This window comes from Yinghuangia soli (genome assembly GCF_021502675.1).
Lineage (GTDB): Bacteria > Actinomycetota > Actinomycetes > Streptomycetales > Streptomycetaceae > Yinghuangia > Yinghuangia soli.
This window is the reverse complement of record NZ_JAKFHA010000001.1, coordinates 373,452-396,844: the sequence shown is the minus strand read 5'-3', so window position 1 is coordinate 396,844 and position 23,393 is coordinate 373,452. Positions and strand designations below refer to the sequence as shown.

Below are 23,393 nucleotides of genomic sequence, written 5' to 3'. Positions count from 1 at the left end.
CTGGGGCACGCCGCCGCGTTGGTGGGGGGGCGGGGGCCCCCCACCCCTCCGCTCACCCCGCCCGTACGCGCACCGACATCCGCATCCACCGATCGGCCTCGGCGTAGGGAGAGCTCCGTGCGCACACCGATCTGCGAACTCCTCGGCATCGAACTGCCGCTGCTCGCCTTCAGCCACTGCCGCGACGTCGTCGCCGCGGTCACCAACGCCGGCGGGCTCGGTGTCCTCGGCGCCGCCTCGCACACCCCCGAGCAACTCGAGCACGAACTGCGCTGGATCGACGACAACGTCGCCGGACGGCCGTACGGCGTCGACCTCATCGCGCCCGCCACCTACGCGGGCAAGGGCGAGGGCCGCGACACGGTCGGCCTGTGGGACCTGATCCCGGACGGGCACCGCAAGTTCGTCGACGAACTCCTGGCCGCGCACGGTGTCGAACCGCACGATCCGCCCTCGGCGGGGCAGCGCCACCGGCCCCGGCTGACCGAGGAACACGCCCGCGAATGCCTGGACATCGCCTTCGCCCACCCGATCAGCCTGATCGCCAACGCGCTCGGCGTACCGCCCGCCTACATGGTCGAACGCGGCAAGTCCGCAGGGGTCGCGGTGGCCGCTCTCGTCGGCACCAAGGCGCACGCGGTCCGGCAGGTCGAGGCCGGCGTCGACATCATCGTCGCGCAGGGCAGCGAAGCCGGCGGCCACGTCGGCGAAGTGTCGACCATGGTCCTGGTGCCCGAGGTCGTGGACGCGGTACGCCAGGTGTCGGCCGGCGGACCGCCCGTCCCCGTGCTGGCCGCGGGCGGCATCGTCAACGGTGCCCAGATGGCCGCCGCACTGGCCCTCGGCGCGGCCGGCGTGTGGACCGGCTCGGTCTGGCTGACCTGCGAGGAAGCCGAGACCGCACCCGCCACGAAAGCCAAGTTCGTGGCCGCCGGTTCGAGCGACACGGTCCGCTCGCGCAGCCGGACCGGCAAGCCGTCGCGGCAGTTGCGCTCGGCGTGGACCGACGCATGGGAAGACGCGGCCGCGCCGCCCGCGCTCCCGATGCCGGTCCAGTCCCTGCTCAGCGAACCCGCGCTGCGCCGCGTGGACCGCCTCGCCGAGTCCGGGCACGAAGGCGCCCGCGAACTGGCCACGTACTTCGTCGGCCAGGGCGTCGGACTGATGAACCGGGTCCGGCCGGCCCGCGAGGTCGTCTACACGATGGCCGAGGAATTCGCCGCGGCCGTCGAACGCCTCGGCACGCTGCTGGACGAGGACTGACCCCGGCGGAGCGGCCGGGCGGTACAGGGGCCGCCGGGCGGCATCAGCCCTTGGGCCGGTGCCCCACGCTCGCCAGCGCGATCTCCACGTACCGGTCCGCGATCTCCTTCGGCGACAGCGGGCCGTCCAGGCGGTACCAGTGCGCCACCGCCTGGGCCATCGTCAGCACCGCGCGCCCGGCGTCCACCGGGTACGGGGTGGTGAACTCGCCCAGCTCCACCGCATCGCGCACCGCGGTCTGCACGACCGCCTCCAACTCGTCGCGCATGCCGATGTAGCGGGCCCGGTTGTCCGGTTCGAGGCTGCGCGTCTCGGTGTCCAGGAACGCCAGCGGCGCCCGGTTCGCCATGTAGAGGACGATGCACTCCACGATCGCGGAGAACCGGTCCACCGGGTGGTCCCCGGCCTCGGCCACCGCGCTGCGGCAGCGCCCCAGCACCGCGTTCATCGAACCGAGCAGCAGCTCGACCAGCAGCGCCTGCTTGTTCTGGTAGTGGTAGTAGAGCGCCGGGACCGTCACGCCGACCCGGCGCGCGATGTCGCGCACCGTCGTGCCGTGGTAGCCGTGTTCGTCGAAGGCGTCCAGCGACGCCGACAGGATCGGCGGCAGCACGATGGGCCCGTACGCCCGCCAGTCGTCGTGGCCGTCGGCCCGCAGATCCGCCACCAGCTCGGCCATGGCACGTCCTTCGCTTTCCCGGCCCCCGCGAACGCGGGGGTTCGAGAGGAGAGTCTAGCGAGCGTTCGTTACAGCCAGGAGGCAGACTGCCTTCCGGTCATAGGCTGATGACGAACCGTCAAGAAGCCAGGTCCGGAATGCCGGCCAGTTCGGTCCGCGACAGGATCCCCAACTTCGGGTACGCCTTGTACAGGTGGTGCCCCACCGTGCGCGGGCTCAGGAACAGCTGCGCGGCGATGTCCTTGTTCGACAGCCCCTGCGCCGCAAGCCGGGTGATCTGGAGCTCCTGCGGGGTCAGCACGGCCGCCGCACCGGTCGGGGACGCTGCCGCGGGGCGGGCCGCCCCGGTGCCGGTCGCGTCCAGTTCGGTGCGCGCCCGGTCCGCCCACGGCTTGGCACCCAGCCGCTCGAACGCCTCCAGCGCGGCCCGCAGATGCTCGCGCGCATCCGTCTTGCGGCGCATCCGCCGCAGCCACTCGCCGTACAGCAGGGCGGTGCGCGCCCGGTCCATCGGCCGCTGGCCGCGGGCATGCTCGTCGAGAGCCGCGAGGAACATCTTCTCGGCCGCCACATCGTCGGCGAGCAGCGCCCGGCAGCGGAGGACGAGGGCGTCCGCCCACGGCTGCCGCACGCGGGCCGCCCAGTCCGCGAAGCGTGCGAACTGCTCTTCCGCACGAGCGGGTTCGCCGATCCGCACGGCCGCCTCGACGAGGTCGGACGTGCTGCGCGTCGTGCAGATGTGATGCCGCAGCGGCTCACGCGTCAGGTGCTCCAGCCGGGTCAGCGCCGCGGCGGCGCGGCCGAGCCCCAAGTCCAGCAGGCCGAGCGCCCAGTACGTCCACGGCAGGCCGGGGGCCATCGCCCCGCCCGCACCCGTCGCCAGCGCCAGGTCCGCGGACGTGCGGGCGGCGTCCTCGTCGCCCTCGAAGGCCCGGACGAGCGCCACCACGCTGTGGAACTGGCTGGTCCACTGCTGCTGCCCGGTGTCGCGCGCGAACCCCAGCGCCTCGGTGGCGGTGGCCAGCGCGTCCGCATGCCGGTTGCCGAAGATCTCCGCCTCGACCTGGAAGAACATCAGCGTGGGCAGGCGTCCGATGCCGCCCTGGCGGCGGCTCTCCGCGACCAGGTCGACGGTCAGCCGGAACGCCTCCTCGTCCTGGCCCTGCGTCAACGCGACACCGCACAGCATCTGCAGCACCCGGGCGTCGACCTCGCCCAGCGCCTGCGCCGCGGCGACCGCATCGCCGAGCGGCGGGGGAGCGGGACGGGATGCGGCCGCGGTGCCGTCGGTGCTGCCCGCCCAGCCCGGCAGTTCCTGCCCGAGGCACTCCACGAGGTAGCGCGCGACGGGCGTGACCGGGTCGTCCGCCGGCAGCTCCAGGGCGGCCAACCGCTCCAGGGTGTCCTGGAGTTCGCCCTCGCCGATGTACCACGCGGTGTGCGCGGCCTGGATCAGCAGCCGGGCGGCGAGACCCGGCACGTCCGCGGCCGCGTCCTCGGCGCCGGTCAGCAGCGTGCGGTGCGCGCCGGGGAACTTGCCGTGCCAGAAGTCCGCCAGCCCGTGCACGTGCGCGAGCGTGGCGCGCACCACCGGATCGGTGGCGCCGGACGCACTGCGCAGCGCGAAGTCCTGGGCCCGGTCCAGCTCGCCGGCCTCCGACGACCACTGCGCGGCCTGTGCGAGACGGTGGATCCGGCGGTCCTGATCGGCCGTCAGCCGGGCCGCGAACTCGTACGCCCGCGCCGCGGCCGCATAACCGCCGCGCTCCCGGGCGCGGCCCGCGGTCACCTCCAGCGCGTCGGCGACCGCCTCGTCCGGGCCCGTGGCCGCGGCGGCGAGCTGCCACGCGCGGCGGTCCGCCTGGTCCGGGGCGTCGAGCGCGTCCGCGAGCGCCCGGTGCGCCGCGATCCGGCGGTCCAGCGGCGCCCGCTGATGCACCGCGGCGCGGATCAGCGGGTGCCGGAACCGCGGCGCCCTGCCGACCATCTCGCCGCCCAGCCGGACCAGGTCCGCGGCCTGGGCGGGTTCGAGATCGGTCGCGTCCGCACCGAGCGCCGCGCCCGCGCGCAGCACCACACCCAGATCGCCCGAGTCGTCCAGCGCGGTCAGCAGGAGCAGCGTCTGGGTGGCCGCGGGCAGCCGGCTCACCTGGCCGTGGAAGGCCAGCTGGAGCCGGCTGGTCAGCGGCAGTGCACCCGGGCGGAACACCGTCGAGGCGTTGTCGGCGGCCAGCGCGACCGGCAGTTCGAGCAGCGCCAGCGGATTGCCGTGCGCCTCGGCGAGCACCCGGAAGCGTGCGGCAGGAGTCAGGTCGGCGGCCTGCTTGTCGAGCAGCGCCCCGGCCTCCGCGGGCGGCAGACCGGTCAGCCGCAGCTCCGGCAGGCCGGGCGCCGGGAAGGCCCCCTCGCCGTCGCGGGCCCCGAAGACGATGACGACACCCTCGGCGTGCAGGCGGCGCGCGGCGAACACCAGGGCGTCGGAGGAGACGCGGTCCAGCCACTGCGCATCGTCCACGACGCACAGCAGCGGCCCGTCGCCCGCGTACTCGGAGAGCAGCGACAGCACCGCGAGGCCGACGAACATCGGCTCGGGCGCGGTGCCGACGGCCAGCCCGAGCGCGGCGTCCAGCGCCTGGCGCTGCGGTGCGGGGAGCGCGTCGAGGTGCGCGAGCGCGGGACGCAGCAGCAGGCTGAGGCCGGCGTACGGCAGTTCCGCCTCGAACTCGACGCCGGTGCCGCGCACCACCGGGATCCCGTCGGCCGCCGCGGCGGCCGCGGCATGGTCGAGCAGGGTGCTCTTGCCGATGCCCGGCTCGCCGCGCACCACGAGGACGCCGCTGCTCCCGGAGCGGGCTTCGGCGAGCAGCGATTCGAGGGCGGAGCGTTCCGCGAGTCTCCCGTGCAGCATGCCCGGAACGTTACCTACCGATGTCCGCACGCGGCGGCCCGCGGAAGTACCTATACGTGACCGATTCCTGTGATCTCGATCATCCGTAGCTTCTTGACCTGCAGGAACGAGCAAGAAGCGGCAGGCGGAAGACCCGCCCCGCCCCCTACGGAGAACCGAGGACGGACCCCATGGCCACCATCACCGCCACCGACTACACCGCCATCGTCGAGCGCTACCTCGCGGTGTGGAACGAGACCGACCCGGCGAAGCGCCAGAAGCTCGCCGAGGCCGCGTTCACCCCCGAGGCCACCTACACCGACCCGCTGGCCGCGGTCGCCGGACGCGACGCGGTCGACATGGTGATCGGCGCCGTGCAGGGCCAGTTCCCCGGCCTGGTGTTCACGCTGGGCGGCCCGGTGGACGGCCACCACGACATCGTGCGCTTCACCTGGCACCTCGGCCCCGAGGGCGGCGAGGCGCTGGCCATCGGCTTCGACGTGGCCCGCATCGCCGAGGACGGCCGCGTCGAGACGGTGCTCGGCTTCCTGGACATGGTCCCGGGCGCCTGAGGCCCGACGCCACCCGCGCAGCCTGACGCCATGCCAGAAGCCGCGGGGCAGGCCGGAGTTCCGTCGCGACCCGGCCTGTCCCGCGCCCACCCGCAACGTATGCGGAACGCCCGACGCAACACCGCGCCCGCCCCGCGTGATGCCGCACCGGCCCGGCCTGCCGCATCCCACGCGCGCCCGGCCCATCTTCACCACTCCCTCCACCCCATCTGCCTGGGCCGTTCGACGGTCCGCATCCGGAAGGACTTCACCGTGGCCACCACCACGACCACCCCCGCCGCGCGTACCTCCGCGGCTCCCGCCGAGGACCGCGGCAGGCCGTCGTGGGGGACCCTCCTCGTCCTCCTGACCGGCATCTTCATCACCACGCTCGACTTCTTCATCGTCAACGTCGCCATCCCGGCCACGCAGGCCGACCTCGGCGCGAGCGATGCCGCGATCCAGTGGGTGGTGGCCGGGTACGGCCTGGCGCTGGCCGCGCTGCTGATCACCGGCGGGCGGCTCGGCGACATGGCCGGCCGGCGCCGGATGTTCATGGTCGGAATGGGCCTGTTCACGCTCGCCTCGGCGGCCTGCGGCCTGGCCGGGAACCCCGAGGTGCTGATCGCCGCCCGGGCCGCCCAGGGCGCGGCCGCGGCGCTGCTGATGCCCCAGGTGCTCGGCATCGTGAACACCGTCTACACCGGAGAGCACCGCGCCCGCGCGTTCATGGCCTACGGCCTGACCATCGGCTTCGCCGGCGTCTTCGGGCAGCTGATCGGCGGCGGCCTGATCGAGGTCGACCTGTTCGGCCTGGACTGGCGCAGCATCTACTGGATCAACGTCCCGGTCGGCATCGCCGCAATGCTGCTCGCCCCGCGCCTGGTGCCCGAATCGCGCGGCACCGCGGGCACGCGTCTGGACTTCGCCGGGGTCGTCCTGGTGACCGCCGCCATGGTCGCCGTCGTGCTGCCGCTGGTGCAGGGCCGCGAGCAGGGCTGGCCGCTGTGGACCTGGCTGTCGCTGGCCGCCGCCCCGCTGCTCCTCGCCGTCTTCGCGCGGCACCAGCGCCGCCTCGGTGCGGCCGCGGGCAAGGCCCCGCTCATCGACCTGGTGCTCTTCCGCGAGCGCTCCTTCTCCGCGGGCCTCGGCGTGATGCTCGCGTACCAGCTGGCCATGGCGTCGTTCTTCCTGGTCCTCGCGCTGTACCTGCAGATGGGCCACCACATGACCGCACTCGAGTCCGGACTGCTGTTCGTCGCGCTCGGCGCCGGCTACTTCGTGGGCGCCGCGCAGGCCGAGAAGATCGCGGCACGGCTGGGCCGCCAGGTGCTCACGCTCGGTGCCGTGCTGACCGCAGCGGGCTTCGCCGTGCTGGCCGAGACGGTCGCGGCGATCGGCGTGACCGGTTCGGTCGGCTGGCTCATCCCGGGCCTGGTGCTGTCCGGCTACGGCATGGGCGTCGCCCTGGCCCCGATGTCCGCGATCGTGCTGGCCGGCGTCACCTCCAGGCACGCGGCCTCCGCGGCCGGCGTGCTGACCACCGCGCAGCAGGTCGGCAACGCGCTCGGCGTCGCGCTGATCGGCATCGTCTTCTACGAGGCGCTCGGCGGCGGCGCGGTACCGAACGACTATGCGCACGCCATGACCTGGGCGCTCATCCCGCTCGCCGGGGCCTGCCTGGCGACCGCGCTGATCGTGCAGCTGCTGCCGAAGCCCGACCCGGCCGCGGACACCGCGGAGGACGCAGCTCCGATGCACGCCGGGCTGTGACCGAAAGTCGACGCCCGATATACCCAAACGCATAACGGATAGTGCCAAATCGGTGCGCGTTACGCTGGATCTGATCGATCGTTCGTGGAGGTCCGGCATGGCGCGTACCGAAGTCCGTCGACTCACTCCGATATCCGGATTCCCCTTCCCGGTCCGAGCCAGTTCCGGCACCGAGGCACGCGCCGAGGAGCTGGCCGCCCGCACCGAACGCGTCCTGGCCTGGACCACCGACGCGCTGCATTTCGTCCCCACCCTGCGGCTCAACGTGGCCGACGCCGAGGACTGGTCCGGCATCACCGACATGCCGCTGTACGGCATGCCGCGTACGGTGGACGGAGAGGTGGCCGTCGCCCCTGGCGACGCCCCGTTCTTCGCCGAGCAGCTGGCCTCGTACGAACCGCACATCAGCACGGCGACCCGCGCCAACCTCCGCGAGGAGTTCGGCGAGCCCGGGTCGCTGCTGCCGTACTACGAGGCCATCCATGTGCACGAGCTGATGCACCTGTACCACCAGCAGGACTGGGCCTCGTACCCCGACCTGTGGCTCGTGGAACTGCACGCGAACATGGGCATGATCGGCTACCTGTCCGAGATGGAACCGGACATGCTTCCGGCGGTGCACGCCCTGACCTCGGTCGTGTACGACATGCCCGCCGAGTCGATGTGGTTCCGGCGCCTCCCGGACATGGAACAGGCCCTGGAGAACGGCCTGTTCAACTTCGCCTGGTACTTCTTCCACCTGACCCTGGCGGCCGAGGAGCTGTGGGAGACCGGCGGGACCCCGCTGTTCCGGCGCCTGTACGAGTACGTGAGGGCCCGTCAGCACGCCGCCGAGCCGGGGCCGGTGACGCGGGACGAGATGTGGGCCGTGCACCCGGCGCTCGCGCAGATGATGGACGAGTGGCCGAGCGGCGTGGGCCCGGGCGGCGGGGGGCCGGTGCCTTCGGAGGGTCCCACCGAGCCGACCGACTGACCGGTTCAGCCGGTGCGGGCGGGCCGCTCGGGGCCGGGCGCTCCGGCGAAAGCCTGCGCGATGCCCGCCCAGCGGCCGGCGTCCTCACCCGTCACGGTCAGGCCCAGGTCGGCAGGATGCCGCCGCCGGGTGACCAGCAGGCAGAAGTCCTCTGCCGACCCGGTGACCCGGTCCGCGGCGTCGGGCGGGCCTTGCTCCCAGAGCGAGCCGTCCGGCGCCCGCAGCTCGACGCGCAGCTCCCCGGCGGGCGACGGGAGTCCGCGGATCGCGAACGAGAAGCCGAAGGTGCGCACCCCGATATGCACGATCGGGCGCAGCCGGGCGGTGGGTTCGCGCCGGACGCCCAGGGCGTCCGCGACGTCTTGGCCGTGCGCCCAGGTCTCCATCAGGCGGGCGCTGGCCATCGACGCGGGGCGCATCGGCGGGCCGAACCACGGCAGCTTCCCGTCGCCCGGGTACGCGGCGAGTGCCGCGGCCAGCCGCGTCCGGCTCTCCCGCCAGTGCGCAAGGAGCGCTGCGGGTGGCAGCGCGGCTCCCTCGGCCGCCGCCTGGTCGACGAACCCCGGTCCGATCGCGGCGAATTCCTTCAGCCGTGCGGCGAAGGCACCCGGGTCGGCGGCGGCCAAGAGGGCTTGTGCGTCGGTCCACGCGAGATGCGCGATCTGGTACGCGATGCTCCAGCCTTCCGCGGGAGTCGGCGCGGCCCATGAGCGGGCCGGGATCCCGGCGACCAGGGCGTCGAGGTCGTCGCCCTCGGCGTGCAGGTCGGCCAGGATCGCGGACAGGTCGGCGGGCATGCGTCCTCCTGCGGCAGCGGGGTGGAGCCAGGCTACTTCGCGCTGCCGTCCTTGCTGCTGATGCCGCTGTCGCCGTCGCTGTTGTTGCTGTCGGGGTCACCGTCGAAGTCCTGGAAGGCCTCCAGGGCGAAGACCCGTTCCTTCGCGGCGTCGTCCATCAGCTCGACGAGCGGGATCACCGCCTCCCACAGGTCCTGCTCCTGGACGGCCGAGGCCATCCGGTCCAGGTCCGCGTCGTCCAGCGTGCCGGCCGCCTCGGCGACCAACTGCCGCGACTTCTCCGGGAGTACGTCGACCAGCGGCAGGAAGTCGGACCACAGGCCGGTCGCGACGACGGCGCGGACCACGTCGCCCAGCACCTCGGGCGACTGGAGTGACGGCAGGACCGCGACCGCGCGGCGGTCGTCGCCGTCGAGCAGCGCGACGAGCGGCAGCAGCGCCTCCCACAGGTGCTCGCGGTGCACCGCGCGGACCAACGCGTCCAACTGCTCGCCGTCCTGACGTGCGGTCAGCCGGGCGATCTCGGCGCGGCGGGCGTCGCCGACCATCGAGGCGACCGCGAGGGCCTCGGCCCACAGGCTCTCGGTCGAGGCGGCCCGGATGACCGATGCCAGCTTCTCGGTGTCCATCAACCCGACGATGTGGTCGAGGCGTTCGGGCATGTCGACGAAGAACCCGACGCGCAGCACCACGTCGTCGCCGACCTGGCCGAGGATGCGGCCGATCGCGGCGTCGGACAGGTGCCCGACGAAGCGGCCCATCGTGACGAAGTCGGCGCGCGTCGCCAGCACCACGCCGATCTTGACGACGAGATCCTCCGGCAGGCGTTCGACCAGGTCGCGGACGCGGCGCGGGTCGAGGTGGCCGCACGACTCGGCGGTGAAGCCGATCGGCAGCTTCTCCACGATGTCCGCGGCGCGGGCCGGTTCCAGGCGGCCGGCGACCCGGGCGGCGAGCTTGGCGCCCAGCGCCTTCTGCGAGATGGTCGCCGCGATCGACGTGGGCACCAGCTTGGTGGCCTTGGCGATGCGGTCCAGCATGTCCGGCTGGTCGTCGAACAGGGACGCGGTGACCTGCTCGCGGAAGCGGCGCACGTCGGCGGCGGGCAGCGCGGCGAGGAACGCCAGGCGGTCCGGTCCGACGTCCAGGAAGTGGGCGGTCTTCTCTATCTCGGCGCGCGTGCGGAGCGTGTCCATGGGCGGGTCCACCTCACCTGAAGAGAATGCGCCGGACCGGGCCGCGCGCGATCGCCGGGACCATCTTCAACGAGTCCTCGGCGGCCTGGTCCAGGCCCGCCGATTGATCTTCGCGGGCCTTGCGCAGCGCCTCGGCGAGGAATTCCACATCGTCCGCCGCGAGTCCGGAGAATCCGTCCGGCGGCGCCGTACCGAGTTCCGTAGCGAGTTTCTCCACGGCTGTCGCCATGATTCCTCCCCGGGTACGCGGAAAAGTGGGACGCCCGAGTAACGTCGCAGCGCGATTCCCGGCTGTCAACGGCCGCCCGGAAATCGGTGTGGCGGTACACAATTCGGTGCCCGGGGCCGGCTGCGCACCCGCGAAGTCCGCGCGCCCGGCCCGATACCGGGGGAGCCGGCCGGGCCCGGGCGGGTCAGTCGGCGGGCCTGGGCGCCGGAAAGCCGGGGTCGAATTCCTCGATCGTGCGCAGCGTCCGCAGCAGCATCGCGACCAGCAGCGTGCGCACGAAGTCGCGGTCCAGGTCCTGGTGGTGCAGCCAGTCCAGGGTCACGCCCTCGCAGTACGACAGCCAGCCGGCCAGCGCGGCCCGGGCGGTCGGGGACAGGTCGCTGCGGCCGTACGCGCCCTCGGCGATGGTGGCCACGAGCTGCCCGCGCACCCGGTCGCGGATCGCCAGGACCTCGGCGTCGAAGCCGACGCCGCCGCTCACCACCGTGCGGTACGCGGCCTCGTGGCCCTGCGCGAAGAGCAGGTAGCTGTCCAGGGTGCGCAGCAGGCGTTCGCGCGGCGGCAGTTCCGGATCACGTTCGGCATTCATGATCAATTCGTCGACCGCGTCCTGCACCACGGCGATGTAGTAGCCGCGCTTGTTGGCGAAGTAGTAGTAGATCAAGCCTTTCGCCACGCCCGCGTGGTAGGCGATGTCGTCGATCGACAGGGCGTCGTACGAGGTGCGGGCGAACAGGCGGCGGCCGACCGCGATCAACTCGCTGCGGCGCTGTTGACTTTTGTTCAAAACCGGCCCTACTCTGCGGCTTGAAGGCGACGCCTGCATTGTGCCAGAGGAGCGGGCACAGGAACGGCGAGATCATGTTTCCGGCTGCTGCCGGAAGCAATTGGCAGGGTATTTCGACAGGCCGCGTGCGTCATTCCGCGGTCGTTCACGGAGACTGTTCCGCGCTGCCCGGAATTCCCGGTGCACCGCCGTATTCCGCGATTCGCGGACGGCCGTCCGGCAGGACCCGTTCCACCGTCGTGCGGCGCCGGCGACCACGCGGCAGCCGCACCGGCATGCACCACCCCAGCACCACCCCTGCACAAATCCAGCACCACCCTGCGCAACCCGTGGCAAGGCCAGACCTACGGGAACAACGGGAGGGACCAGACGTGATCGGGGACAGCGGCTCGGTGTTCGGCCGGGTCACGGCCAGACTGCGCATCGACGAGGAAACACCCGAAGGCGGCACCAGTTGGCGGCGCTCCGTGGCGGTCGGCGTGCCGGCGATCGTCGCGATCGGCGCCATGACCGCCGCGATGGCCCAGGGCGCGCTCGCCGCGTCGTTCGCCGTCTCGGGCACGAACTTCCAGGTCAGTTCCGGAAAACTGACCAGCAACGGGCTCGGCTCGTACGTCGGCACCGACAAGGACATCAAGGGCGACGGGCACTCCGTCGCGCTGCTGCACATCGGCGACGCGACGCTGAGCGACATCTGCCAGGCGGCCCGCATCAAGACCCCGCTCGGCGACGTCGTCTTCAAGCTCACGGCGGGCGGGCAGGCCGGTCCGGTGACCGCCAAGAGCCTGATCATCGATGCCGAAGACCTCAACGGCGACGCGGAGTTCGGCACCGTGGAGATCGGACGCGACGCCTCCACCCTGGACAAGGTGGCCGGCGCCAAGGGCGACCCGGGGGCGTTCGGCCTGCAGGCCGGTCAGGTGACGGTGAGCAACGTGAAGTCGAACGCCTGGGCCGCCACCGGCGGCGACTTCAAGCTCAAGGGCCTCAACTTGTCCGTGAAACTCGGCGGCCAGGGCTGCTTCTGAGCCGGTAGCGGCGTCCCGGCCCGGAGCGCCCGCCGGGCCGGGACGCCCGAATCCCGGTGAGATCCGCCCGCACGCGCCCACGCGTACCGTACGGAAGGAGCTGAGCCCGCCGTGCACCCCGGACGTTGGCTCGACCGGCACTTGCCGTTCCCCAGGGGACGCCGGCACTTCCGCCGCTGGCGGCGTACCCGGCCGTTCTGGGGCGGCTTCTACCTGATCCTGGGCGGCGTCGAGATCATCCTGATCCCGATGTCGCCGCTGTCGATCCTCATCACCCTCGGCGTCGGCGGCCTCGCCGCGCTGGCCATCGGATCGGTGCTCGTCATCGCGGGGCTGTGCCTGTGGTTCCTGCCCGCGCAAAGGCACTTCGTCTCGCTGGTGGCGCTCATCGCATCCGTGGTGTCCTTCGCGGCGACCAACCTGGGCGGCTTCCTGCTGGGCATGGCGCTCGGCGTGCTGGGGAGTTCGATGGGCTTCGGCTGGAAGCCGAGGAAGCCGACCGCGGCCGAGGGAGCCGGGCCGGGCGTCGGCGGGGACGACGACGGCGCCGGCAGCACGAAGTCCGGGGCGGCTGCGGCCGGTCCGGACCCGGGAACCCCCGCCGGGCCGCCCGGACCGGCCGTCCCGGCCGGCCCGGCGGGATCCCCGGATGCGGCGGGGCCTCCTGCGGCCGCCGGATCCACGGCCGCCGGATCCGCGAGGGCAGGATCCGCGGGGACCGCGGGGCCCGGTGCCGGGCCCTCCCCGGGCACCGGGCGTACCGGCCCGACCGGCGCGGCACTTGCCCTGCCCCTGCTGCTGATCGCCGCCACGATCGGCACGGCCGCCCCCAAGGCGCACGCCGCCGGATGCGCGGGAGGCGGAGAGTGCCTGCGTCCGGCACTCGACGCCGTCTCGGCCGCGGCGACCGTCGGCGAGCGTCCCCCGACCGTCACCGCGACCTACTTCGCGCCGATCGGCTTCGCCCTCGTCGAGATCACCGACCTGCCGACCCGGAACGGACCGCTCAGGGTCCTCAAACTCCGCATGGGCGCGGCGCAGTTGGGGGACTACCGGCTGACCACCAACGACGGTTCGCCGACCTACCGGATCGGCGCCGACCAGCTCAATCTCAACGGCGACGTCGTCATCTACGTCACGTGGCTGTACGGCTGCATCGAGGGCCTGATCTGCTTCACCTTCTCCGCGGAGGGTCTGCCGCTGCCGCCGATCATCCCGCCGTTCGTGTTCATGACCGACGTGAAGGCCGGTCAGGCGCTGGTCGATTCGGACATCATCAGGGCCAAGAACCTGGCGATCGAGACGGGGTGACCCGATGCTGCCGATCCAGGCCGTGCTGTTCTTCTCGTACGCGATGGGCGCCACGTTCGCGCTCGCCGCCGCCCGCCAGCTCCAGTCCTGGGAGCGGCGGCCGCTGCCGGACGCCGATGCCCATCCCGAACTGGCGCAGCGCGCGCGGGCATTGACCGCCAATCCGCACTTCGTCGCCACCGTCCTGTTCGCCGCGGTGCTCGTCGCACCTCCAGGGCTCTTCCTGCTGTGGCAGAACCCGTCCTGGGGCACGATGCACGTCGTCGCGCGGCACGAGGACCTGTGGGCCGGGTTCGTCGCGGTCTACGCAGGCGGCGTGGTGGTCGCCGCGATGCTCGGATTCTGGATCTCGCGCGCCCTGGCGCTGGTCGGCGCCGGGTACTGGGCCTTCCTGCAGGCGGTCGCGGCGTACTTCCTGATGTTCGGGACGCTCGTGCACGGCTGGGACGGCTGCGGCTACCGGCGCGTGCTCAGCCCGACGCGGAACGGATTCCAGACCTGGCCGGACGACAAACTGGTCAACAACATCTCGGAGTTCGCGACGTCCGGGACCTTCCTCGCACTCGTCTTCCTGGCCGGTCCGGTGGTCATGGTCATGCTGATGACCGAGATCAGCTGGCTCCTCGAAGGCTGGCGGCTGCCCGGCGCGGACGAAGAGCGCAAAGTGCGCCGCGTCTTCGCGGTCGGCATCGCTGCCTTGGGCGTCCACGTCATGCCGTTCGCGGGCGCCGTCTACGCGAGTCTGCTCGTGCACGGAACCGGCTGGTGGATCGGGCTCGCCGTCTTCGCGGTCACGGTCGGCCCGCTCCTGCTGCTGCGGCGGTCACCGGTGCGGTGGCTGTACGGGCTCGTCGGGGTCCCCGCGGGGCACTGGCGGGACGCCGGAGTTCCCTCCGCGACCTCCGGCAGGACCGGCGCCGCGGGACGTGTGGCGCCGACGGCGTAGCAGCGCGGTCACGCCGACCGCACTCGCCAGCACATTGAGCAGCACGCCGGCCGCTACCAGCCAGGCCAGCAGGAGCGCGGGGCTGTCCGGAGCACCACTGCCGGGCAGCCCCGCAGCGACGAAGTCGCCGTTCCCCTTTGCGAGTCCGCCCTCCGCGGGCCAGGGCTCGAGAATGCGCTCGACCCGGCCGATGACGTCCGATTCGGCGATCGTGCCGTGCTCCGCTGTCATCATGTGGCTCCGCGAGTCCAGCGAGTTCGCCCGGTTGTCGCCGAGGACGAAGAACCTGCCCTCCGGAACCGTGACTTTGAACGGCTTCTCCGAGGCGGCTACCCCTTCGGGGAGGTAACTCTCCGAAACTGGCTTGCCGTTGATGACTAAGCGTCCCGCGTCGCAGCAGACGACAGTGTCGCCGCCGACCGCGACCACGCGCTTGACGAGTTTCGCCGAGGGGGTCACGCCCCAGCCCGGCTGCCCGAAGATCACCACATCGCCGCGCCCGATGCCGTCCGCGGCCTTGTGCACCAGCATGCGGTCGCCCGGGCGCAGTGTCGGTTCCATCGAGACCGAACCCGACGGGACCTTGAAGGCCGCGTACAGGAAGAAGCACGCGATGAACGGCCCGGCGATGAGCAGGGCACCGAGCATGTGGGCGGCGATCCGTACGACCTTCGACGTTGCCGTGCGACGACCGACCGCCACGCGTCGACCCCCCGATTCCGACCGATTCCGAAGGCGGGCATACGACGAGCCCGCGGGACATCCTCTGCCCGGCGAGGCCGCCCCGACAAGCGGTCCGGGGCGCCCCGGCGGCATCATTTTCCGCGGGGCCGGCACGCCGGGCGACACCACTTCGGCGGTGCCGGGCACGTCACCGGCCATCGCCGGCCGCCCACCCGTAACGCATCCCACAGCTCCGGCGCGAACCTCTGCTTCCGCTTGTCCGTTGTCCCCTGCATAGTCACCGCGAGACCACCCCTGCCACCCGACGACCACCACCACACCAAGGGCGGGACGAACGCACGATGAGCACCACGCTGGCCCCGGGCGCCAACCGCCCGCTCCCCGACGGGGCGCTGACGCTCCGCGTACCCGGCCCGTTCGACCTGTCCCTCCTGGTCACCGGCGACGACGGCCGCGTCTCCGGCGACGCCGACTTCGTCTTCTTCAACCAGACCACCGCCCCCGGGGTCCGCCTCGAACGCGACTCCGCCTCGGTGAACCCCGGCAGCCTCCGCCGCGGCGCCACCCGTGTCACCCTCGTCGTCAGCCCCGCCGACCCGTCCGCCCGCCTGGGCTCGCTCCCCACCCCGGCCCTCACCGTCACCGACCGCGCCGGCGCCGTCCTCGCCCGCTTCACGCCCCACCCGGTGACCCACGAGACCGTCCTCCTCCTCGCGGAGCTGTACGCCCGCAACGGCACCTGGAAGATCCGCGCCCTGGGGCAGGGCTACGCCGACGGCCTGGCCGGCATCGCGCGCGACTTCGGCGTGGACGTCATCGACGAGCCCGCACCGGCCCCGGCCCGGGTGCCCGCGCGGACCCCGGCTCCGCCTTCTGCTCCGACTCCCGCACGGGCCCCTGCGCCGAACCGCCATGTGGCCCCGCCCAGTGCCCCGGCCCCGCATATCCCGCAGCCGGCCGGCCCGCACTTGACTCCCGACGGCAACAACCCGTTCGCCCCGCGGCCCGCCCAGTCCCCGTCGACGCCGCCCCGGCCGCAGGCGCCCCCGCCCATGCCCGCCATGCCGTCCACCCCGGAACTCGACCACCTCCGCACCCAGGTGATCGCCCTCACCAACGCCGAACGCGCCCGGCACGGCATGGGCGCCCTCGCGTACGAACCCCGGCTCACCCAGGCCGCCCAGGTCCACAGCGACGACATGGCAGCCCGCGACTACTTCGACCACACCGGCCTCGACGGCCGCCAACCCGCCGACCGGGTCACCGCCTCCGGCTACGTCTACAGCCGCTGCGCCGAGAACATCGCCGCGGGACAGCCCACGCCCGCCGAGGTCGTCACCGGCTGGATGAACAGCCCCGGCCACCGCGCCAACATCCTCACGCCCGAACTGACCCAGATCGGCATCGGAATCGCGTACGGCGGCAGCTACCGGATCTACTGGACCCAGGTGTTCGGCACGCCCCGGTAGAGGAGTCTCCTGCGGAGCCTCGCCATGTCGATATACCAATGGCCGGAAACCCCTTTCCTGCAAAGGATTGTGACTCTGCGTCAGACGACCGTGCCGGTCGGAATTCTCGCTTGACGAGGCCAACCGGGGCGATGCTCAATGAGGCATTTCCATGTCACGGGGGGAGTAGTACGCAACTATGTCCACACCCATGAGACGGGCCCTCGTATGGGCCTGCTCGACTGCCGTCCTGTCGACCTGCGTCGCGATCGGTGCAGTGGGAACCGCGGCCGCGGCACCTACCAGCCTGACGGCAGCACCCGTCACCGCACCGGCATTTGCGCCGTCATCCGGTACGCCGGTCTTCCTGCCCCAGGCGATCACCCCGCCGCAGCCGCCCACCTACCCGCAAGCGGGTATGTGGGTGACCCCGATCGCGACGCGTGTGACGGACGGCGTCGCGCCGGGGCTCCTGATCGGCGGTAATGCCAACGGTGGCGATATCCCGGTTCCGCCCAATATGTATATCCACGACAACAGCGGCCGCACGCTGGACTCGCGGGCCGCCGAAGGGGCGGCGCTTTCCGTCGTCAACTATCTCGGGCGCCCCGCATTGGCCGCCCGGGTCGGGACGAGTTGGCGAATCGTCGGCAACGACTGGAAGACCCTCAAGACTCTCCCGTTCGCCGACATGACGAGCGCCGAATCCCACTTGCGTACGAACCAGGACGGCACCAAGGCGCTCGTCACCTTCAAACGGGTCGCCACCGTGGACCTCACGCCTTACGGCGGTCCGCAGGTCGGCAAGATCCTCGAAGGCGTCGTCCGCGAGGTCGACTTGGCCACCGGCACGACGACCTTCGAGTGGTCGTCCCTGTCGGCGGGCCCGGGGCAGGTGCCTCTTGCCGACAGCCGAGTACCCATCGCCGCCGACGTCGACTACGTGGGCCTGAATGCCGCGGCCTACGACACCGACGGCGGCATCCTCGTCTCCGCGTCCTCGACCGGTTCGGTCTACAAGCTCGACCGGACCACCGGCGGCTTCGCCTGGATCCTGGGCGGCGAGCGCAACCAGTTCAGCTTCATCGGTACCGACGCGACGCCGCACCGCCCGATCGATGCGTCCCGCGAGCCCGGGACCGGACGCCTCGCCTTCCTCGACGACAACGCGTCGGCACCCGCACGCTCGGTGTCGTACACGCTCGACGAGACCGCCAAGACAGCCAAGCTCGACTGGCACTGGACGTCCGAGGACGCGTGGTCGGACGTCCGGACCGGCGGCAACCAGGTGCTCCCCAACGGCAACCGGCTGATCACCTTCGGCGCCAAGGGCGCGGTCGCAGAGGTCACGCCGGCCGGTGCCGTCGTCTTCGAAAGCCAGGTCCCGGCAGGCGTCGCGATCGAACGCGCGCAACGTGCCGAGTGGTCGGCCCCCGGTCGCGGGCTGCCCGTCATCTACGGCTCGCCGACCGCCCAAGAGGGCAAGATCGCGATCGACGCGACCTGGAACGGTGCCACGGACCTCGCCTCGTGGCAGGTGTCGGCCGGCTCGGACAAGGACCATCTGACGCCGGTCCTCACCGCCCCGGCCACCAGCCTGCAGACGGACATCAAGGCGGCGATCCCACCGGCCGCCGTCGGTTACACGGTGACCGCACTCGACAAGAACGGCACGCCGATCCCGGGCGGCGTCTCGTCCTTCCGGTACGTCGACGACATCATCAAGGCGGTGAGCCTGCTCCCCGACCCGTCGGTGATGGGCACACCTCTCGGCCTTGCGACACCGGTCCCCAATGGTCTGGTACGCGAGTTCGGCACGGGACTCGGCTACCAGGGGTACAACTACCCGAGCTACGGCACCTTCCTTGTGCATGGCCCGCTGGCCGAGGCTTACAAGGCACTCGGCGGACCCACCGGACCGCTCGGAGCGCCCACGGGGCAGATGGTCTCGTACCCGGACGGCGGCCGCGCGCTGCCGCTCGGCAACAAGACGCTGGTGTGGTCGCCCGCCACGGGAGCCCGCACCCTCGTCGGATCGATGTCGAACGCGTGGCGGACCTCCGCTGCTCCCGCGACGGAATTCGGCTACCCGACCGGCGATGCCGTGAAGGACCCGGCCGGAGCGGGCTGCCTGCAGGCCTTCACCATCGCCCGGCTCTACGCGGAGTCGTGCGACACCGGCAGTGCTTATCCCGTCTCCGGCGCGATCGGCACCCGCTGGGACTCCATCCGGCAGTGGCTCGGCTACCCCGTCGACCGCGCCCAGGCCGTCAACGGCTCGCTGGTCCAGCGCTTCCAGAACGGCGCCATCACCAGCTCGCCGGACGGCACCACGAAGTACGTCTTCGGCGCCATCTACGCACGCTGGCAGGAGCGAGGCGGCGCCGCCGGCTTCCTGGGCCTGCCGACGACCGACGAACTGCCGGTCGGCGACGGCATCGGCCGCGTCTCCCAGTTCCAGGGCGGCTCGATCTACTGGAGCCCGAAGACCGGCGCCGGTGAAGTCCACGGCGGCATCCGCACACGCTGGCTCCAGCTCGGCGGCCCCACCGGCTTCCTCGGCTACCCGTTCGAATACGAGCGCGCCTATGAGGGCAACGCGGCCGGCGGCCGGTCCAGCGTCTTCCAGGGCGGCGAACTCGTCTGGAGCGCGGCCACCGGCGTCCACGAAGTACACGGCGGAATCGGTGCCCGCTGGCGAGGCACCACCTTCTCCGGATTCTGGCTGGGCTTCCCGCTCACCGACGAGATGCCGGCCGGCAGCGGTCGCGGCCGCTATCAGGTGTTCCAGAACGGCGCCATCTTCTGGAGCCCCCAGACGGACGCCACGATCATCCGCGGGGCCATCGGAGAAAAATGGGCCACCCAGGGCTGGGATTCCGGCTGGCTGGGCTTCCCGATCCGGGACGAGTTCCCTGTCACCGGCACCAACGGCGTCGTCCAGCGCTTCGAGGGCGGTTCCATCACCTGGGGACCCAGCGCGGGTGCCCACATGATGCCGTCGTGGTTCGACCACACCTTCTTCCGTCCGAACATGGGCCTCCCGACCACGGACGTCCTGACAGCCCCGGGCGGCCAGGCCCAATACGTCCTCTACGAGCAGGGCGCCGCGTACACCAACTACGCCTCTTCCTCGAAGACGTACACGATCGCCATCTACGGGGGCATCTGGGCCAAGTACCAGTCCATGGGCACCCACAACAGCTGCCTCGGCCTCCCCAACACCGGCGAGTACGACGGCACCACCCCGGGAACCCGCTCCCAGCAGTTCGCCAACGGCACCATCACCTGGTCCGCAGCCACCGGCCAGACCGTCGCCAAGTGCTACAACGGCAAGACCTACTGAGCGATACCCATGCTCGACCCGAAGGGCCCGGCCGGCGCCGGGCCCTTCGGCATGCCCTCCGCCCACTTCCGGAATTCCCTTTTCGGTAATACCCGGTGACTCTGCGTCAGGCCATCGTGCCGGTCGGAATTCCTTCTTGACGGTGCCAACCAGCAGGATGCTGAATGGCCTTTTCCATTCTTCGGGGAGTAGTACGCAATCGTGTCCACACCTATGAGACGGGCCCTCGTCTGGGCCTGCTCGACGGCGGTCCTCTCGACCTGTGTCGCCATCGGGACGGCGGGAGCAGTATCCGCAGCGCCCGCATCCACCGGATCCGTCGAAGCATCAGCTGCCGCGCCCGCGTTCGTGCCCTCGCCCGGCGCACCGGTGTTCCTGCCCCAGGCCGTCACCCCGCCGCAGCCGCCCAAGTATCCGGAAGCGCATATCTGGGTGACTCCGATAGCCACTCGCGTGACCGAAGGCGTCGCGCCGGGGCTGCTGTTCGGCAGCAATGCGGACGGCGGCAACGTCCCCGTTCCGTCGAACATGTTCATCCACGACAACAACGGCCGCACACTGCTCTCGCTCAGCGGGGACGGTTCCGCGCCTTCGGTCATCAACTATCTGGGCCGCCCCGCGCTGGCTTTCAGGTCCGGTTACAACTGGGACATCCTGGGCAACGATTGGCAGTCACTCAAGTCGTTGCAGATCCCGCAACAGGCGTTCGCCCAGTCCCACTTGCAGACGAATGCGGACGGGACCAAGGCGCTCGTCACGATGAAACGCCTCGCCGCGGTCGATTTGACGCCGCACGGCGGCGCCAAGGACGCCAAGGTCCTCGAAAGCGTCGTCCACGAGGTCGACCTGGCCACCGGCAAGACGACCTTTCAGTGGTCCTCGCTTGCGGCCGGTGCCGCTCAAATCCCCTTCGACGACAGCCAGGTCCCGATCATCGCCAATGTCGACTACGTGGGCCTGAACGCCGCCGCGTACGACACCGACGGGAAGATCCTGCTCTCCGCCTCGTCCACCGGTTCGGTCTACAAGCTCGACCAGGCCACGTCCGCTTTCACGTGGATCCTGGGCGGCGAACGGAACCAGTTCGAATTCACCGGTACCAACGCCGCGCCGCGCCGACCCATCGACGCCTCCCGTGAGCCGTCCACCGGACGGCTGGCCTTCCTCGACGACGACGCAGCCGCGTCCGCCCGCTCGGTCTCGTACGTGCTCGACGAGACCGCCAAGACCGCCAAGCTCGTCTGGCAGTGGGCGCCCGAAGAGGGGCTCTCCGACGTCCGGACCGGCGGCAACCAGATCCTCCCCAATGGGAGCCGGCTGGTCACCTTCGGCGGCAAGGGCGCGGTCGCCGAGGTCACCCCCGCGGGCAAGGTCGTCTTCGAAAGCCAGGTCCCGGCAGGCGTCGAGATCGACCGCGCGCAACGCGCCGCGTGGTCGGCCCCGGGCTTCGACGCAGTCGACATCGGCGCATCCACCTCGTACGACGAGGGCAAGATCCCGATCTCCGCGAGTTGGAACGGCGCCACCGACCTCGTCTCCTGGCGGGTGTCAGCAGGCCCCGACAAGGACCACCTGACACCGGTCCTGACCGCCCCCGCCACCGGCCTGGAGACAACGCTCCGGGCCCCGATCGCGCCCACCACGGTCGTCTACACGGTGACGGCACTCGACAAGAACGGCACGCCGATCCCGGGCGGGACCTCGTCCATCCAGTACGTGGACGAGATCATCAAAGCGGTCAGCCTGCTCCCCGACCCGTCGGTCATGGGCACGCCGCTCGGTCTCCCCACCCTGGTCGGCACCGGCTGGGTCCGGGAATTCAGCGCCGGCCTCGGCTACTACTCGTACGCCGGCACCGGCACCGTCCTGATCCATGGCCCCCTGGCCCAGGCCTACCAGGCCCTCGGCGGAATCACCGGCCCGCTGGGCCCCCCGACCGGACCGGCGGCCACCTATGCGGACGGCGGCGGAGCATTGCCGCTCGGCAACAAGACCCTGGTGTGGTCGGCCGCCACCGGCGCCCGCACGCTCACCGGGACGATATCGAGCACATGGCGTCGGACCAGCAATCCCGCGGCAAAATTCGGTTACCCGACCAGCGACACGGTCAAAGACCCGTCCGGTGCCGGCTGCCTGCAGACGTTCGCCCTCGTACGCCTCTACGCATCGTCCTGCGACACCGGCCAGGCGTTCCCGGTCTCCGGCGCGATCGGCACCCGCTGGGACTCCCTCAAACAGTGGCTCGGCTACCCCGTCGACTTCCCGCAAGCCGTCGGCGGCCGGCAGATGCAGCGCTTCCAGAACGGCGCCATCCTCAGCACACCGAACGGCGCCACGACCTTCGTCTTCGGCGGCATCTACGCACGCTGGCAGGAGCTGGGCGGCCCGACGGGCTTCCTGGGCCTGCCGACGACCGACGAACTGCCGGTCGGCGACGGCATCGGCCGCGTCTCCGAATTCGAGCGGGGCTCGATCTACTGGAGCCCCAAGAGCGGCGTCGGCGAGGTCCACGGCGGCATCCGCACGCGCTGGCTCCAGCTCGGCGGCCCCACCGGCTTCCTCGGCTACCCGGAAGACTACGAGCGCGCCTATGCGGGCACCGCGGCGGGCGGCCGGTACAGCAGCTTCCAGCGCGGCCTCCTCGTCTGGAGCCCGGAAACCGGCGTCCACGAGGTCCACGGCGCCATCGGCTCCCGCTGGCAGGGCAGCATGCACAACGGCTTCTGGCTGGGCTTCCCGCTCACCGACGAAATGCCCGCCGGCAGCGGCCGCGGCAGCTACCAGGTCTTCCAGAACGGCGCGATCTTCTGGAGCCCGCAGACGGACGCCCAGATCATCCGCGGCGCCGTCGGCGAAAAGTGGGCCACCCAAGGCTGGGATTCCGGCTGGCTGGGCTTCTCGACCTGGGAAGAGATGCCCGTCAACGGCGGAGTCATCCAGCGCTTCGAAGGCGGCGTCATCACGTGGGGCCCCAGCGCCGGCGCCCACATGATGCCGCACGCGTTCAACCAGGTCTTCTCCCCAACGAACATGGGTGTCGCAACCACCGACGTCCTGACCACCCCGGGCGGCCAGGCCCAATACGTCCTCTACGAGCGCGGCGCCGCGTACACCGACTACGCCGCCTCCTCGAAGACGGACACAATCCCCATCCACGGCGGCATCTGGGCCAAGTACCAGTCCATCGGCACCCACAACAGCTGCCTCGGCCTCCCCAACACCCGCGAGTACGACGGCAGCACCCCAGGAACCCGCACCCAGTACTTCGCCAACGGCACACTCACCTGGTCCGCAGCCACCGGCCAGACCGTCGCCAAGTGCTACAACGGCAAAACCTACTGACCCCACCCCGAAGGGCCCGGCCACCCCACCGGGCCCTTCGCCATCCCCACCCCCACCAGCCCCACACCCCCCACAGCCCCAAATTCCCCCCACAGCCCCAAGCCCCCCCACAGCCCCAACCCCCCCCAGCCCCAAACCCCCAACCATCACCAC

General features: G+C 71.5%; 16 protein-coding genes and 1 pseudogene. 10 read left to right on the top strand and 7 right to left on the bottom strand.

Going from position 1 to position 23,393, the window contains the following annotated elements:
• Nucleotides 1-117: 117 nt before the first annotated feature.
• Entirely contained in the window at nucleotides 118-1,263 is a 1,146-nt protein-coding gene (locus tag LZ495_RS01615; protein WP_235049994.1) for an NAD(P)H-dependent flavin oxidoreductase, read from the top strand.
• A gap of 43 nt (nucleotides 1,264-1,306) precedes the next feature.
• On the opposite strand, the gene LZ495_RS01610 is transcribed toward LZ495_RS01615, so the two are convergent.
• Entirely contained in the window at nucleotides 1,307-1,942 is a 636-nt protein-coding gene (locus tag LZ495_RS01610; RefSeq protein WP_235049993.1) for a TetR/AcrR family transcriptional regulator, read from the bottom strand.
• Between the two features lie 118 nt (nucleotides 1,943-2,060).
• The gene (locus LZ495_RS01605; protein WP_235049992.1) at nucleotides 2,061-4,850 is read right to left on the bottom strand and encodes a helix-turn-helix transcriptional regulator; all 2,790 of its coding nucleotides are present in this window, start codon (nucleotides 4,848-4,850) and stop codon (nucleotides 2,061-2,063) included.
• Between the two features lie 170 nt (nucleotides 4,851-5,020).
• On the opposite strand from LZ495_RS01605, the gene LZ495_RS01600 reads away from it, so the two are divergent.
• From LZ495_RS01600 to LZ495_RS01590, 3 genes are all read left to right on the top strand, one after another.
• Nucleotides 5,021-5,401 carry a nuclear transport factor 2 family protein gene (locus tag LZ495_RS01600; RefSeq protein WP_235049991.1) on the top strand — a complete coding sequence of 127 codons (381 nt, stop codon included), beginning with the start codon at nucleotides 5,021-5,023 and terminating at the stop codon, nucleotides 5,399-5,401.
• 252 nt (nucleotides 5,402-5,653) lie between these two features.
• Complete coding sequence (locus LZ495_RS01595) at nucleotides 5,654-7,153, top strand: MFS transporter (protein WP_235049990.1); 1,500 nt, start codon at nucleotides 5,654-5,656, stop codon at nucleotides 7,151-7,153.
• Between the two features lie 97 nt (nucleotides 7,154-7,250).
• Complete coding sequence (locus LZ495_RS01590) at nucleotides 7,251-8,126, top strand: hypothetical protein (RefSeq protein ID WP_235049989.1); 876 nt, start codon at nucleotides 7,251-7,253, stop codon at nucleotides 8,124-8,126.
• 5 nt (nucleotides 8,127-8,131) lie between these two features.
• Here the strand turns inward: LZ495_RS01590 and LZ495_RS01585 are convergent, their stop codons facing one another.
• From LZ495_RS01585 to LZ495_RS01570, 4 genes are all read right to left on the bottom strand, one after another.
• Complete coding sequence (locus tag LZ495_RS01585; RefSeq protein WP_235049988.1) at nucleotides 8,132-8,923, bottom strand: TIGR03084 family metal-binding protein; 792 nt, start codon at nucleotides 8,921-8,923, stop codon at nucleotides 8,132-8,134.
• A gap of 32 nt (nucleotides 8,924-8,955) precedes the next feature.
• Entirely contained in the window at nucleotides 8,956-10,119 is a 1,164-nt protein-coding gene (locus LZ495_RS01580; RefSeq protein ID WP_235049987.1) for a hypothetical protein, read from the bottom strand.
• 13 nt (nucleotides 10,120-10,132) lie between these two features.
• On the bottom strand, nucleotides 10,133-10,348 hold the full coding sequence (locus LZ495_RS01575; protein WP_235049986.1) for a hypothetical protein: 216 nt from the start codon (nucleotides 10,346-10,348) through the stop codon (nucleotides 10,133-10,135).
• Nucleotides 10,349-10,532: 184 nt separating this feature from the next.
• Nucleotides 10,533-11,174, bottom strand: a complete 642-nt coding sequence (locus tag LZ495_RS01570; protein ID WP_235049985.1) for a TetR/AcrR family transcriptional regulator — start codon at nucleotides 11,172-11,174, stop codon at nucleotides 10,533-10,535.
• 332 nt (nucleotides 11,175-11,506) lie between these two features.
• Between LZ495_RS01570 and LZ495_RS01565 the strand changes: the two genes are divergently transcribed.
• The 3 genes from LZ495_RS01565 (at nucleotide 11,507) to LZ495_RS01555 (ending at nucleotide 14,420) form a co-directional block, all read left to right on the top strand.
• On the top strand, nucleotides 11,507-12,163 hold the full coding sequence (locus tag LZ495_RS01565) for a DUF6230 family protein (protein WP_235049984.1): 657 nt from the start codon (nucleotides 11,507-11,509) through the stop codon (nucleotides 12,161-12,163).
• A gap of 111 nt (nucleotides 12,164-12,274) precedes the next feature.
• On the top strand, nucleotides 12,275-13,474 hold the full coding sequence (locus LZ495_RS01560) for a DUF6114 domain-containing protein (protein ID WP_235049983.1): 1,200 nt from the start codon (nucleotides 12,275-12,277) through the stop codon (nucleotides 13,472-13,474).
• A gap of 4 nt (nucleotides 13,475-13,478) precedes the next feature.
• A complete protein-coding gene (locus tag LZ495_RS01555; protein ID WP_235049982.1) occupies nucleotides 13,479-14,420 on the top strand; it encodes a hypothetical protein in 942 nt (313 codons plus the stop codon).
• Nucleotides 14,421-14,594: 174 nt separating this feature from the next.
• Here LZ495_RS01555 and lepB read toward each other — a convergent pair.
• A pseudogene (lepB, locus tag LZ495_RS01550) lies at nucleotides 14,595-15,068 on the bottom strand (signal peptidase I); the annotation flags it as partial.
• A gap of 377 nt (nucleotides 15,069-15,445) precedes the next feature.
• Here lepB and LZ495_RS01545 point away from each other — a divergent pair.
• From LZ495_RS01545 to LZ495_RS01535, 3 genes are all read left to right on the top strand, one after another.
• On the top strand, nucleotides 15,446-16,573 hold the full coding sequence (locus LZ495_RS01545; RefSeq protein WP_235049981.1) for a CAP domain-containing protein: 1,128 nt from the start codon (nucleotides 15,446-15,448) through the stop codon (nucleotides 16,571-16,573).
• Between the two features lie 499 nt (nucleotides 16,574-17,072).
• Nucleotides 17,073-19,898: an arylsulfotransferase family protein gene (locus LZ495_RS01540; protein ID WP_235049980.1), complete on the top strand. Its 2,826-nt coding sequence runs from the start codon at nucleotides 17,073-17,075 to the stop codon at nucleotides 19,896-19,898.
• 453 nt (nucleotides 19,899-20,351) lie between these two features.
• Entirely contained in the window at nucleotides 20,352-23,240 is a 2,889-nt protein-coding gene (locus tag LZ495_RS01535; RefSeq protein ID WP_235049979.1) for an arylsulfotransferase family protein, read from the top strand.
• Nucleotides 23,241-23,393: the final 153 nt, after the last annotated feature.